This window comes from Caulobacter segnis (assembly GCF_031454995.1).
Lineage (GTDB): Bacteria > Pseudomonadota > Alphaproteobacteria > Caulobacterales > Caulobacteraceae > Caulobacter > Caulobacter segnis_E.
In genome coordinates, this window is the sequence record NZ_JAVDRV010000003.1 from 119282 (window position 1) to 132932 (window position 13651).

Genomic DNA, 13651 nt, shown 5'->3' on the forward strand with positions numbered 1-13651 from the left:
AGGAAGAAAGGGGCCGCCGCAAGCGCGGCGGCCCCTCCTTGGACTTCTAGGAAACTCCAGACCTAGAAGCGGTAGCGAGCACCGAGCAGGAAGCGACGGTCCAGCTCTTGAGCGAACCACAGCTGGTTCGGATCGCGAGCGTAGGTGCGCACGTGCTCCTTGGTCAGGTTGATGCCTTCGAACGAGACCGCCAGCTTCGGCGTGACGTCGTAGCTGATGTTGAAGTCGATCTGCGTGAAGGGCGCGACATAGACCGGGTTCCGCGAACCACCGCGGTTGGTGGCTTGCAGGAACTTGTCACGCCAGTTGTAGGTCAGGCGCGCCGAGATGCCGTTCTTGTCGTAGATCAGCGTGGCGTTGGCCGTGTCCGACAGACCCAGCAGAGCGAACTGGTCTTGCGACGGGCTCGCGCCGTTGTCGAATTCGACGTCGCCGCGCACCATCGTATAGGCCCCCGAGACACCGATGCCGGTGTCGCCGAAGAAGTGCTGAGCCGCGATTTCGAAGCCGTGGATCTTGCCGGTCCGGTTGTTGATCGGCTTGGACACCTGGAAGTTCATCAGCGGATCGCTGCTGTTCGGCGCGATGTCCACCGCGGCCAGGATCTGGTCGACGAAGGCTTGGTTCAGGTCGCCGCCCGTACCGCGGTTGGCCTGGAACTGAGCCTGAGCCGCCGCCGAGGAGCCGGTGGTCTGCAGCAGGGCCGTCATCGTGAACAGGTTGACGTCGGTCTGATCGGCGCCGATGGCCGTCAGCAGCGCCTTGGCCGTGCCCGAACGCGTGCCGTCCGCGCCCGAGCTGACGTCACGCAGACCAAACAGGTTCTGGGTGAAGGTGCCGGTGCCGACGAAGTTGTTCACGCGCTTCTCGAAGAAGCCGGCCGAAACGAAGCTGCTGGGCTTGTAGTACCACTCCAGCGAGACGTCGAAGTTGTCCGAGATCAGCGGCTCCAGGTCCGGGTTGCCGCTGGTGCCCAGCGGGATGGCCCCGTTGGAGACCGGACGGTTCGGCGTGCCCACCGTTTGCGAGGCGAACAGGTTGCCGTAGTCCGGACGCGCGATCGTGCGGCTGAACGAGAAGCGACCGATCAGGTCGTCCCGGATGTCGACGCTGAAGTCCAGGGCCGGCAGCAGGTTGTTGTACTTGCCCTTGCCCGACAGCGGCGAGAAGCTGCTGGCGGTGTCGAGGCGGAAGTCGTTGTCGGCGGTCCAGACGATGGCGCTGGGAGTCCGGATGAGCGAGGTCGACGTCACGTCGGTGCGCTCATAACGGACGCCAGTGACCAGGGTCGCGGGACGACCGGCCAGTTCCGACTTCCAGGTGACCTGGGCGTAGCCGGCCAGGATGTCTTCATCGACCTGGTTGCGGGCCTGGCCCGTGATGCCGACCGCGTTGCCGAGCGCTGCGTACGGCGCCGACATGGCGTTGTAGAGGTCGATCGCGTTGGCGCGGAACGAGACGAGGCCCGGGCCGCTCTGCTGCAGATCAAAGTCGTTGAACTGGCAGGCCATGCAGAAGGCCTTGACCAGGCTGCCGGCGTATTGCTGGACGTCGCGCGGGTTCGAGATACCCCAGCTGCCCAGGTCCTGCTGCGTCGAGCTGGACGACTGGACCATCTTCGACGTGCGGTAGTTGAAACCGGCGTCGAAGCGGCTGCCGTTGTCGTCGAGATCCCAGGTCAGGTCGCCCCGGATTTCCTTGACTTCGTGCTGCTGGCGGTTGGTCCAGGTGCGCGCCACCTGGCTGCCCAGGTCGCCCACGTCCATCACGCCGTTGCCGTTGCCGCGCGGGCCCGCGTCATTGATCGTGATCTTCTGGATCGGAACCTTGCCGCTGTAGTCGACCGAGTGCGACGAGACGATCGGCGCGCCGATCGACACGGTGGTCGAGCTGGTGCCGTTCGGCGAGTCCGGACCGGAGTCGGCCTTCGAGATGTGGCCGTCCAGGCGGACGCGGACGCGGTCCGACAGGTCCCATTCGGCGTTCAGGCCGTAGGACTTCAGGGTGTCTTCGTTGCTGCGATACTGCTGCTCGAAGCCCATGTCCTTGGTGCCGCTGAGCGTTTCCGACAGCAGGACGGCGGTGGCGACGACGGGGTTGTTGTCGAAGGTGACCTTGTCGAACGGACGGTTGAACCAGTTGGTGCTGTCGTTGCGGCGCTCGAACGACTTGTTCTGCGCGTACAGCACGTCGGCCGTGATCGTCAGGCTGTCGGTCGGGCGGTATTGCGCCGTCAGCTGGCCGTTGATGCGCTCACGCTCGCCTTGGGCGAAGTGATAGCGGCTGTCGTTGGGGATCGCCACGAGGGTCGAGCCGCTAGCCGGCGCGCCCGTGATCTGGGTCGCTCCGCCGTTGCGGACGAAGCCGTTGGCGGGATTGTTGAATTCCGAGAAGGGACGGATGTTCCAGTCGTTCGACGTGACGCTGCGGCTGGTGAAGTCGCGCTTCTGGTAGGCGCCGAACAGGGCGACGCCGAACTTCTTGTCGTCGTCGGTCCAGTTCAGCAGGCCCGAGACTTCCGGCGTGATCTTGTGGCCGAAGTCGTCGACCTTCTTGTCCATGCTCTGGTCATAGACGCCCTTGACGCCGATGCTGCCGCTCAGGCCGCTCTCCCGAGCGTCCAGCGGGTGGCGGGTCTTGACGTTGATCGTGGCGCCGATGCCGCCCGACGGAATGGCCGCGCGGCCGGTCTTGTAGACCTCCAGCGTGGTCACGCCTTCCGAGGCGAGGTTCGAGAAGTCGAACGAACGGCTGGTGCCGCCCGCGGTGTCCGACGACTGGTCGCCGCCGACCGTGGCGACGTTGGCCGTCGGCATGGTGCGGCCGTTCAGGGTCACCAGGTTGAAGCCGCCGCCGAAGCCGCGGACCGTGACCTGCGAGCCTTCGCCGTTGGTGCGGTCGATGGACACGCCGGTGATCCGCTGCAGCGATTCAGCCAGGTTGGTGTCCGGGAACTTGCCGATGTCTTCGGCCGAGATGGCGTCGACCACGCCGCTGTTGGTGCGCTTGATCTCGATCGAACGCTCGAGCGAGGCGCGAATGCCCGTGATGACGATCTCATCGACGGTGGTGGTTGTGGTCTGCTGAGCCAGCGCCGGGCTGGCGAACATGGCCGCCGTGATGGCGACGCAAGAGGCAGACGCGTTCAAGCGACGAAGCCGCTTCATAGCCGTTCCCCCTAATAAAGCCCTCTATGGGGCGATGTTATTGTTACGATCCGGAAGCATTTCCCGGCCGCTCTTCCCGTTCCGGGCGCCTGATGGACAACCAGGGCACGAGAGACGAGTTAGCGGTAACATCGGTCCACGACTGCCGCAACGCCAAAATGACAGCGCTGGCAATCTTTTTTCAAGCAGTTTTTCCGGCCATTCTTATGACAAATGGGCCGCGATTTCGGCGCTCTTCGCGGGCGCCACACAAAGCCATGCCTCGGGCCTTGCCAACAGTCTGACTATTTCAGCACGGTAACCGGTTTCCGTGCGTAGAAACGCATCGAGACGAGCGCCGGCTCCGACACTCGTCTCGCAAGGGCGTAGGAAAATTTCGCGTTGCGGCGTTATATCAACGCAACATCCAGGGCCGCGCTTTTCAGACCCGCGGCGCTGACGATCACCCGCCCTCTTCCCGACTGATTCTGTCGGGTACGGACGATCCCCTGGGCCAGACCGTTGAAGACCTTGCGCTGAAGCGCGACGTCGCTCTCGTGGCTGGTCGGGTTGCCGTTGCCGACGCCGATCAGGTCGATCGGGCCGGAAAGCTCGAAGCGGACCAGGTTCTCGGCGCGCGGAACCGGACGGCCCTTGGCGTCCAGCACCTCGACCTTCAGCACCGCCACGTCCTGGCCGTCTGCGGCGAGACGCGCGCGGTCGGCGGTCAGGCGCAGGGCGGCGGCCGGACCGGCGGTCTCGCGGCGCTCGCGCAGGATCACCTTGCCGTTCTTGTAGCCATGAGCCTCCAGCACGCCCGGCGCGTAGGGCACCGACCATTCGACGTGGTGGTTGGCCTTCACGTCGCGCACGCCCTGGCTCTTGCCGTTCAGGAACAGCTCGACCTTGTCGCAGTTGCTGTGCGCCCACACCGCGATCGGCTGGCCCTCGCGGCCTTCCCAGTTCCAGTGCGGCAGCAGATGCAGCAGCGGCTCGGGCCGCCACCAGGCGCGGTAGTAATAGTAGTTGTCCTTCGGGAAGCCGCAGGTGTCCAAGGCCCCGAAGTGCGAGCTGATGCTGGGCCAGCGATTGAACGGCGTCGGCTCGCCGCGATAGTCGAAGCCGGTCCAGATGAAGCCGCCGGCCATCCAGGGCCGGTCGGCCGCGTGGCTCCACCACTTCTCGGCGGTCGTCGCCCACCACGGGTGGTCGGTGTCATAGGCCGGAACATACGACTTGGCCTCGTCGCGGACGTACTCGCCCCGCGTGGAGACGACACTGGCGCTCTCGGTGCCGATGATCGGCATGTTCGGGAAGCGGGCGTGGAAGTCGTCCATCTTCTCGTGGCGATAGTTGAAGCCCTGGACGTCGATGACCGCGCTGATGCCCTCGCCGAAGCCGTTGTCCATGGCCGCGGTGACGAGGCGGGTGGGGTCCAGGCGGTTGACCAGGCGCTTCATCGTCGTGGCGACCTTGACGCCGCGCGGGGTCGCCTGCTGCGGCTCCTCGTTGCCGATCGACCACAGGATCACCGACGGGTGGTTGCGGTCGCGGCGGACCAGGCGCTCCAGCTCGTCCATCGAGGTCCGATCGCTGGACATGCGGCGGGTCTCGTCGATGACCAGGACCCCCAGGCGGTCACAGGCGTCCAGCAGCTCGGGCGTCGGCGGGTTGTGGGCGGCCCGATAGGCGTTGGAGCCCATCGATTTCAACTGCTCCAGACGCCAGACCTGCAGCGCGTCCGGGATGGCCGCGCCGACGCCGGCGTGGTCCTGGTGGTTGCAGCTGCCCTTCAGCTTCACCGGCTTGTCGTTCAGGAAGAAGCCGTTGGCCGAGTCGAAGCGGATCGAGCGGACGCCAAAGCGCGTGACGAAGCGGTCCACGACGGCGCCGCCGACCTTGGTCTCGGTGACCAGGGTGTAGAGGTGCGGGTTCTCCAGAGACCAGAGCACCGGATTGGCCAGGGTCACGGTCTGGGACAGGCTCTGACGCTCCCAACCCGGCAGGCGGCCGGCCGCGGGCGCGACGGCCAGGACGGGCTTGCCGGCGGCGTCCAGCACCGCGTGCGAGACCTCGAAGGCCTGGGCCGCGTCGGACTCGTTGACGAGGTCGGTGTCGATCTGGACCGTGCCGTCGACCTTGGCGCGGACGAAGACGCCCCATTGCGGCACGTGCACCGGCGCGGTCTTGACCAGCCAGACGTGGCGGTAAAGCCCCGCGCCTTCGTAGAACCAGCCCTCGCCCAGGCTGGCGTCGACGCGCACGGTGATCAGGTTGTCACCGCCGATGTTGGCGATGTCGGTGATGTCGACGCGGAACGGCGAATAGCCGCTCTCCTCGCGCTCGAGGACGTAGCCGTTGACCATCACCAGGGTGTCGCGGAACGCCCCGTCGAACTCGATCGAAAGGCGCTTGCCCGCGTCGCTGGCCGGCAGGGCGAAGGTCTTTCGATACCAACCGATGCTGTTTTCGGGGAAGCGACGCCCCAACGCCTTGTAGCCGTGCGCGGCCAGCACATCCTCGTCGTCAGGCTTGCCGGAGGGCTTGTATTCGGGGTTGTCGACGAACGGCAGCTCGACCGCCCAGTCGTGCGGCAGGGTCACCGGCTTCCAGGTGCTATCGTCGAAGGTCTTCTGGGCGGCGGCCGCGACCCACCAGTTGGGCGCATCGGCGCCGGCCTTGGCGTAGGTGCGCTGATTGCCCCCAAAATCGAAGTCCTTGGCGGGATCCGAGGCGTGCCCCAGGGCGAAGCGCCAGCCGAAGTCCAGCGAAGAGCGCTCGCGCGGCGCCAGGTCGATGGTCGCGGTCGGCGCGACGGCGGGCGCGGCGGCGGCGGACCGCGCATTGGCCAGAAGGGCGGCGCCCCCAGCGGCGGCCAGGGCCTGGCGTCGGTTGATCTGAGCCATGGGGCGAGCCTCTCGATAAGTCAAAAAAATGGGGAGGAGGCAGGTGGCCTCCTCCCCAGCGCAGGGAACGTCGGGGAGGATCGACGTTCTAGAACCCGTCTGTTTCCGATGGAACATCGAAAACAGATAAACAGGCTCCATTTCAAATACTTAGAACGTAGCAGGCGCCGAAATCGCATACGCTTTCGGCCGTCACGTTCTAGAACTTCAAGGTGACGTCCATCAGGTAGCGACGACCATAGGAGTCGTAGCGGCCGATGCGGTTCGGGTCGTTGTCGCGGTACATGCGCAGCGTCTCGTTGGTCAGGTTGTTGACCTGCAGGCGGACGCTGATGTTTTCGCTGATCTTGTAGGACGAGCTGAAGTCGAGGGTCTTCTCGCTTTCCAGCGTCTGCAGATCCGAACCGCTCCAGCCATAGATGACCGTCATCGGCGAGTGGTACTTCCAGCCCAGGCGCGCCTCGATCGGACCGTCGGCGTACCACAGGTCAACCGTGGCGGTGTTCTTGGCCAGGCCGGTCATCCGCAGCGGATTGTTGGCCGGCGAGAACTCCTTCAGGTTCGATTGCACGTAGGCGTAGTTCGAGTAGATCCCGAACTTGCTCAGCGGACCGGGCAGGAAGAAGAACGGCGTCTGGAAGGTCACTTCCACGCCCTGGATGTGGCCGCTGCCGCCGTTGGTGGGGCTGGCGACCGTGTAGGTCTGGCCGCCGAACACGACCGGGGTCTGCTTCCAGCCGATGTAGGAGTCGACGTCCTTGTAGTAGTAGGACAGCGCCACCAGGGCTTCGGGACGGAAGTAGTATTCGGCCGAGGCGTCGAACTGAGTGGCCTCGAAAGGCTTCAGCTTCGGATTGCCGGCGCTGCCGGTCCACGGCGCCCAGTTGGACAGGCTGCGGCTGGCGCGCAGCTCGTCCAGCGGCGGACGCGCGATGACCTTGGCCAGGCCCAGGCGCACGACCTTGCCGCCGCCGAAGTCCAGCTTGGCGTTCGCCGAGGGCAGGACGTCCGTATAGTCGTTGTCGACCGTCGCGGGGACGAAAGCGCTGGCGGTGTTCTGTTGCAGGCCTTCGCTGCTGGTCTCGGTGTGGACGACGCGCGCGCCGACATTGCCGGTGACCCACAGGCCGGCCGGGCCATCAGCCGCGAAGTTCAGCTTGCCGTAGCCTTCGTAGACCTTCTCTTGGACGGTCCAACGCTCGGCCAGCTTCTCGGTCGCCTTGGAGACGTCGAAAGCGTTCGCGCCGTAGGCGACGGCGGCGATCTTGTCGATGTCGCCAGTCAGCATCGCCGGCACGTTGGCGCCGTCGCTCAGCTTGTAGGCGGTCAGCAGGCTGGCCGGCACCGTGGCGCCGGTAGCCGTGGGCGCGAAGCTGAAGTTGCTGTGGCTCTTCACGCGGTCGGAGGCGCGGGCGCCGAACTGAACGCTCTTCACGACGCCGCCACCGAAGTCACGGGTGAAGTCCAGGGCGGCCGCCTTCAGCTCGTCGTTCAGGTGCTCGGGGCCGTCAAAGGAGCCGGCGAGATCGGCGGTCTGGGTGAGCTTGCTGTTGTCTTCGCCGGTGGTGATCGTCGGGGTCACACCCGCGCGCCAGTCAAAGCTGGTCCAGGTCGGCCAGGCCTCGAAGCGCACGGCCTGCCAGCTGTTGGTCCGCTTGGCCTTCGAGTAGGACACGTCGCCGATGACGGTCCACTGGTCGCCGGTCCACTTGCCGTTCAGGCCTCCGGCGAACAGATCCTTGTCCTCGCTGTACTTGGCCAGCACGGTCTTGACCGGGCTGAACGGCAGGCGCGAGGCGGCGACCACCGTGTTGTTGATCAGCGTGTAGGACGCGCCGGGCGCGTTGTAGACGTCGTCGTTCCAGCCGACATTGTTCGTGCCGGTGTTCCAGTTGCCCCACTTGCCGTCGCCCCAGACCGTCTGGTCCTGGACCTCGGTGATCTTGATCTTCGAATAGAGGGCGTCGGCCTTCAGTTCGAAATTGTCGGTCGGCTTGTACTGCAGGCCGCCCGAGACGCCGGTGCGCTTCTGGTCGATGCGGCTGGCCGACATCTGCGCGCCCCACGGCGTGGCGTCCAGCTTGCCGTCGCGGTTCAGGTCGCTGCTGTAGTCGCTCGCGCCCGCGGGCGGGCGGGCGTTGGAGTCGTTGTAGCCCCAGCCCGTGAACGAGCCGTAGCCGTTCTTCTGGCGCTGGGCGGTCACGCCCAGGACGACGGCGAGGTCGTCATTGATCTTGCGAACCCACGAGCCCGAGCCGCGATAGCCGGTCGTGCCGTAGTTCGGGATGTCCTTGCCGCCGTCGTAGAAGACGGGGCCGGCGCGCACCACGAACTCGGGACCGCGATAGTCCAGCGGAGCGATCGTGTTGATGTTGATGGTCGCGGCGACGCCGCCGGCGATCAGGTCGGCCGACTGCGACTTGTAGACCTCGACGCCCGAGACGACTTCCGACGGGTAGATTTCCCAGCGGACGTTGCGGTCCGGCTCGGTCGAGGCGACCTCGCGACCGTTGACCGTGCCCAGCACCAGGCGCGCGCCCAGGCCGCGAACCACCGCCTGGCTGTCGTTGCCGCGGTCGCGGGTGGCGTTGACGCCCGGCAGGCGGGCGATGGACTCGGCGATGGTGACGTCGGGCAGGACGCCGATGTCCTTGGCCGAGATGGCTTCGACGACCTTGTCGGAGCCCTGCTTGACGGCGAGCGCGTCGCGCAGGCTCTTGCGGACGCCGGTGACGACGACCTCCTCGACCTGGGCGGCGTCGGTGGCCGGAGCGGTTTGGGCGTGCGCGCCGGCGGCCACGAGCATGGCGAAGCCGCTGGCGGCGGCGAAGAGCATGGAATGACGAGTCATGAGTTTCCCCCTCAAGGCGCGGCGCCCACGCTTCGTTCGGCGGGGCTGCCCTTGGGATCAGAGCGAATTGCGCGGCTAATTATCATATCAATCGGACATGACAAGCCGCTTGGCCGGTCAGTCCAGGGCGATGACCGAGGCGCCCTTGCCGACGGCCGCGGTCTTGGCCGGCGCGTCCGCCACCGCCGAGGCTTCGGCGGCCGTGGCCGCCGTCACCGAGGCGCCTGGCATCAGTCTCGCGCGATAGGTCCACGCCCCGCCTTCCAAAGTCATCGGGCGCGGTCCGACGCCGCCCAGGAAGTCGCCGTCGATGAAGCGGGCCGCCTCTCCGCGCGCCGTCGCGCGGAAGGTCACGTCCACGGGCATGACATAGGGCGTCTTCAGCCAGTCGACGCTTTCGAGGGCCTGGCCCTTGAAGTCGAACAGGGCCGCGTTCTCCCAGTTCGAGCCGACGCCCCAGCGGGTCTTGCACTTGGTCGAGAGCCACGCCGGCTCCCAGTAGACGACCCCGACCCCGCCATTGGCGAAGACCAGCTGGGTCAGGTCGGTCAGGTACTTCTTCTGACCCGCGGGCGTCGCCGGATAGCCGGCGATCAGCGAGTCCTCGCCCAGCAGATTGGGCGAGGCGTCCGCGCCGTCATTGGTGAACGGATAGGCGGTCTCGACCACCACGACGTCGGCCGAATAGAGGTGGCGCAGGCGATTGATGGTCTGGCCCAGCTCCGCCATCGAGCGCTTGGACCACTTGCTGTAGTAGCTGATCCCGATCAGGTCGAAATCGGTCACGCCCGCCTTGGCCGCCGCCGCGAACCAGGGCTCGATATTATCGGGCTGGGCGATGTGCAGCATGATCCGGGGCTTGGTCGCCGAGACCGCGCTGGCGTCCCGCACGGCCTTGATGCCGGCGTTGAACAGCAGGGCGTTGCGCTCCCAGTTGATCGGCTCCTTGGCCTTCTCCAGGCTGGAGACGATCTCGCCATTGGTCTCGTTGCCGACCTGGACCATGTCGGGCGCCAGGCCTTCGCGATCCAGCTCGGCCAGGGTGTCGCGGGTGAAGGCGTACAGCGCCTTGGCCTGTTCCGGCGTCGACAGCTTGGCCCAGGCCTTGGGCGCGATCTGCTTGTCGCCGTCGGCCCAGTCGTCGGAATAGTGGAAGTCCAGCAGCACCTGCATCCCGGCCTTCTTGGCCTTGGCGATGCTGCGCTTGACGTCCTTCAGGTTCGAATAGGGCGTCCAGTCCGGATCGTTCCAGATGCGGATGCGGGCGAGGTTCGCGCCGGACTGCTTGAAGAACGCGTAAGGCTCGACGGTCTTGCCGCCCGCGCGATAGACCGCCCCGCAGTCCTCCATCTCGTTGGCGTACGAGATGTCGACGCCCAGATACGTCTTCGGCGCCGCCGCGGCCGAGCCGAACGGCGAAGCCATCGACAGGGCGAGCACGGAAGCAAGGGCGACGCGGCGCGGGTTCGAGACAGACATGTTTCCTCCGTCGCGGCCACTCGCCGGCCGCAAAAGCAAGTTTGAATAATATTTATCGTATAATTTGGATGCAAGGCGCCTCGCGCGGGGATCGCCCTCTTGGATCGCCTTCCTGGGGCGGACTCTGGGAGGGGCCGAACGGCGCGGGCTATCAAAAGAGCGAGCCTCGAGCCCGTCGCCAGGGTGTTCTTCAACAGCGCGCGCGCCCCTGGCCGCCGGCGTGGAACATTGGCGTCCGCGCCCTCGTTTGTCCTGCTCACCGCCGCGAAGCGGCCCATTCTCTTTCTGGGAGAGCCGATCGTGATCTCGCGGAGATCCCCTCGCCCCTCCCCGCGGATGCTCGGAGCAGCAAGCATGTTTGGTGGCGATCGCCTTTCGCGTCTCGGTCATTTCAGCCCCCGGTTCCCGGACGCCGAAGCCCTGCACAAGGGCCTGGCGCACTGGAACCACGACCGCCTCGCCCCGGCGGCGCCCTCGGACGATTGGCGCGAGGACCTCGACCGCGAGCGGCTGATGAAGCGGCTGGAGGGCGAGTTCGTCGAGGCCTTCCGCGCCCACGTCTCGTCGCTGGTCGCCGAGGTCCCCGAGGATCCGGAAGGCTTCGTGGCCTGGTTCGAGGCGCTGAAGGACCACGGCCCTGGTCAGTGGGACCCGCTGTTCGACTGGCTGGAGGGCGAGGCGAGCCTGGAGGACATCAAGTGGTTCCTCACCCAGGAAGCCGCGGGCGAGGCGGGCTTCGACGACCTCGTCGCCATGACCCAGGTGAAGATCCCCGATCGCGCCAAGCTGGAGCTGGCCCGCAACTACTGGGACGAGATGGGCCGCGGAAGCGCGCGCGGCATGCACGGTCCGATGCTGACGCGGACCACCGCCACGCTGGGCCTGACCCCGACCATCGACACCACGCTTTGGCAGTCGCTGTGCCTGGCCAACACCATGACCGCCTTCGCCACCACGCGCCGCTATACGTGGCACTCGATCGGGGCGCTGGGCGTCGTCGAGCTGACCGCCCCGACCCGCGTGTCCCGCGTCGACGCCGGCCTCAAGCGCGTCGGCGTCTCGCCGGAGACGCGCAAGTACTTCGCGCTCCACGCCCAGATCGACATCGAGCACTCCAAGGCCTGGAACGCCGAGGCGCTGATCCCGCTGGTCGCCGAGGATCCCTCGCGAGCCCGCTTCATCGCCGAGGGGGCGGTCATGCGCCTGCTCTGCGGCGAGCAGTGCTTCGACACCTACCGCGCGCATCTGTGGGCGCACACCCACCCGTTGGTCTACGCGGCCGAATGAAGCCGTCGCCGTCTCATCTCCAGCCCCAGGGGGCGTCATGCGTGAAGACAAGTTGATCCGGTTCTCGATCGCTCCGCGCGGCGCCGGCGCGTGGCTCTGGCGGACCATCGAGCGCGATGGACGGGTCCGCTCCCAGGGGATCGCGCCCAGCAAGAAGATCGCGGCCGCGCTGGTCGTGCGGGACATCGTCGCCGCGCGCGTCAGCCAGGCGCGGCTGGACGCCTGCCCCGCCGCCCAGGCGGCCTAGTCTCGGAAACGAGGCGGTCCGAGATCGACCTCAGACCGCGTCGCTCTGGAGGCGCAGATAGGTCGCATCGAACTCGGCGAACGTGGCCAGGCGGTCCCAGTCCGGGATCGTCACCTGGGCGCCCTTCCACTCGATCAGCCCTTCCCGGCGCAGCTCCATCAGCACCCGGTTCACATGGATCGGCGTCAGGCCCAGCACGTCGCCGAGGTCGGCCTGCGTCATCGGAATCCTGAGCTGGCCGTCGCTGGCCAGCTCGACCGCCTCCAGCCGCCGATAGAGTTCGCAGATCAGGTGCGCCAGCCGGCTGGCCGCGTCCTGCTGGCCCATGGTGACGAGCCACTGGCGATGGATGGCCCCGTCGATCACCGTCTCCAGCCAGAGCAGCCTGCCCAGGTGAGGATGCTGTTCGGTCAGCCGCCGCAGGTCCGCGTGCGGCGCGAACGCCACGACCGAGTCCGCCAGCGCCACCACGCCGTGGTCCATCTGGCGCATCAGCATGCTGTGCAGGTCGATGAAATCGCCCGCCACGTTGATCTCGGTCAGTTGACGGCCGCCGGCGGCCGTCACGCTGAAGCGGGCGCAGAAGCCGCTGATCAGGAAGGTGCTGTAGCTGGGCCGATCGCCGGGGGCGACTAGCACCGCCCCGGCCTTGACCGCGCGCTCGGGCCCGAGAAGACCCGCCAGCGCCTCGCGCTCCAAGGCGGACAGGGCGTCGCGCCGCGCCATCTTGCGAACGAGGGGCCCGATGCTTGGCGATGACGACATGGCGACCCAGAGCCCCTTCCTCGACCAGACCGCGGCCTCCGCCCATCAAAAGATCGTCGGGGCTAACCTAGGTTAGGGCGGAACTTCGCGGGCGCGCCTAAGCCGAGACGCTCTCGCGGAGATCTGTATTGCCGAGTTCCACCGCCGACCGCTTCAACGAACGAAGCCGTCATTTCGTTGTCGCCAAAGTCGTGCGCCGCGCCCGTTTCGCGACCGGAGCGTCGGCGTGAACCGACTGCTGATCGCCAGCCTCGACCTGTTCGGCCCCCTGCGCGAGGGCGCGCGGGACGACCTGATGGCCTGCTCGCAAGAGATCGAACGCTTCGAACCGGGTCAGCTCATGGTTCCGGCCGGCGCGCGCTCGCGTCTTCGGCTGCTGGCGCGGGGCCTGGCGGTGAAGCAGCTGGCGCCGCCGGATGGCGGACGCCAGATCTTCGGCCTCGCCACGCCCGGCGACCTGATCGACGTGGGCGGCCTCTATGTCGGTCTCGACCACGAGGTCCGGGCGCTGGGCGTCTGCGAGACGCGGATGACCACCGCGCACGAACTGAGGACCATGCTGCGCGCCCATCCCAACCTGCTGGCGGCGCTGTGCCGCGTGGCGCTGACCGAAGCCCAGCGGCAACGCAACTGGATGGTCGGCCTGGGTCGTCGCACGGCGCCGGGGCGGGCGGCCAATCTGTTTTGCGAGGTCTATTGGCGGCAGGCGGCGCTGCGACTGGCCGGCGACGGCGAATGCGCGTTTCCCGCCGTCCAGGCCGATATCGCCGACGCGCTGGGCCTGTCCGTCGTCCACGTCCATAGAGTTCTGCGCGCCCTGCGCGACGACGGCTTGGCGACGTTGAGCAAGGGGGTCCTCAAGATCGGAGATTGGGAGGGCCTGGCGCGCCTTGGCGGCTTCGACCCTGAGCGACTTCGTCCGCAAAGGGAGACCCCGGACATCGCCCTGAGAGCCTCCAGCGGCTGACGG

The 13651-nt window shown here is 66.9% G+C and carries 8 protein-coding genes; 3 read left to right on the forward strand and 5 right to left on the reverse strand.

Annotation, left to right across the window (positions count from 1 at the left end):
• Window positions 1-62: 62 nt before the first annotated feature.
• The 4 genes from J2728_RS12865 to J2728_RS12880 all read right to left on the reverse strand — a co-directional run bounded on the left by J2728_RS12865 (window position 63) and on the right by J2728_RS12880 (window position 10382).
• A complete protein-coding gene (locus J2728_RS12865; RefSeq protein WP_309999676.1) occupies window positions 63-3167 on the reverse strand; it encodes a TonB-dependent receptor in 3105 nt (1034 codons plus the stop codon).
• A gap of 389 nt (window positions 3168-3556) precedes the next feature.
• Window positions 3557-6052, reverse strand: a complete 2496-nt coding sequence (galA, locus tag J2728_RS12870) for a beta-galactosidase GalA (RefSeq protein WP_309999677.1) — start codon at window positions 6050-6052, stop codon at window positions 3557-3559.
• A 199-nt stretch (window positions 6053-6251) separates the two neighbouring features.
• Window positions 6252-8903, reverse strand: coding sequence for a TonB-dependent receptor (locus J2728_RS12875; protein ID WP_309999679.1), 2652 nt, complete (start codon window positions 8901-8903; stop codon window positions 6252-6254).
• 117 nt (window positions 8904-9020) lie between these two features.
• Window positions 9021-10382: a glycoside hydrolase family 53 protein gene (locus J2728_RS12880; RefSeq protein ID WP_309999681.1), complete on the reverse strand. Its 1362-nt coding sequence runs from the start codon at window positions 10380-10382 to the stop codon at window positions 9021-9023.
• 354 nt (window positions 10383-10736) lie between these two features.
• Between J2728_RS12880 and J2728_RS12885 the strand changes: the two genes are divergently transcribed.
• The gene (locus tag J2728_RS12885; protein ID WP_309999683.1) at window positions 10737-11669 is read left to right on the forward strand and encodes an iron-containing redox enzyme family protein; all 933 of its coding nucleotides are present in this window, start codon (window positions 10737-10739) and stop codon (window positions 11667-11669) included.
• A gap of 37 nt (window positions 11670-11706) precedes the next feature.
• Complete coding sequence (locus tag J2728_RS12890; RefSeq protein WP_309999685.1) at window positions 11707-11916, forward strand: hypothetical protein; 210 nt, start codon at window positions 11707-11709, stop codon at window positions 11914-11916.
• A 30-nt stretch (window positions 11917-11946) separates the two neighbouring features.
• Here the strand turns inward: J2728_RS12890 and J2728_RS12895 are convergent, their stop codons facing one another.
• Window positions 11947-12681 carry a Crp/Fnr family transcriptional regulator gene (locus tag J2728_RS12895; RefSeq protein ID WP_309999689.1) on the reverse strand — a complete coding sequence of 245 codons (735 nt, stop codon included), beginning with the start codon at window positions 12679-12681 and terminating at the stop codon, window positions 11947-11949.
• A gap of 226 nt (window positions 12682-12907) precedes the next feature.
• Here J2728_RS12895 and J2728_RS12900 point away from each other — a divergent pair, with 226 nt between their 5' ends.
• Window positions 12908-13648 carry a Crp/Fnr family transcriptional regulator gene (locus J2728_RS12900; protein WP_309999692.1) on the forward strand — a complete coding sequence of 247 codons (741 nt, stop codon included), beginning with the start codon at window positions 12908-12910 and terminating at the stop codon, window positions 13646-13648.
• Window positions 13649-13651 lie beyond the last annotated feature (3 nt).

Bases quoted from the DNA above. Each gene is read 5' to 3' on its own strand.
- J2728_RS12865 (WP_309999676.1), bottom strand. From the start codon at position 3,167: ATGAAGCGGCTTCGTCGCTTGAACGCGTCTGCCTCTTGCGTCGCCATC.
- galA (WP_309999677.1), bottom strand. From the start codon at position 6,052: ATGGCTCAGATCAACCGACGCCAGGCCCTGGCCGCCGCTGGGGGCGCC.
- J2728_RS12875 (WP_309999679.1), bottom strand. From the start codon at position 8,903: ATGACTCGTCATTCCATGCTCTTCGCCGCCGCCAGCGGCTTCGCCATG.
- J2728_RS12880 (WP_309999681.1), bottom strand. From the start codon at position 10,382: ATGTCTGTCTCGAACCCGCGCCGCGTCGCCCTTGCTTCCGTGCTCGCC.
- J2728_RS12885 (WP_309999683.1), top strand. From the start codon at position 10,737: ATGTTTGGTGGCGATCGCCTTTCGCGTCTCGGTCATTTCAGCCCCCGG.
- J2728_RS12890 (WP_309999685.1), top strand. From the start codon at position 11,707: ATGCGTGAAGACAAGTTGATCCGGTTCTCGATCGCTCCGCGCGGCGCC.
- J2728_RS12895 (WP_309999689.1), bottom strand. From the start codon at position 12,681: ATGTCGTCATCGCCAAGCATCGGGCCCCTCGTTCGCAAGATGGCGCGG.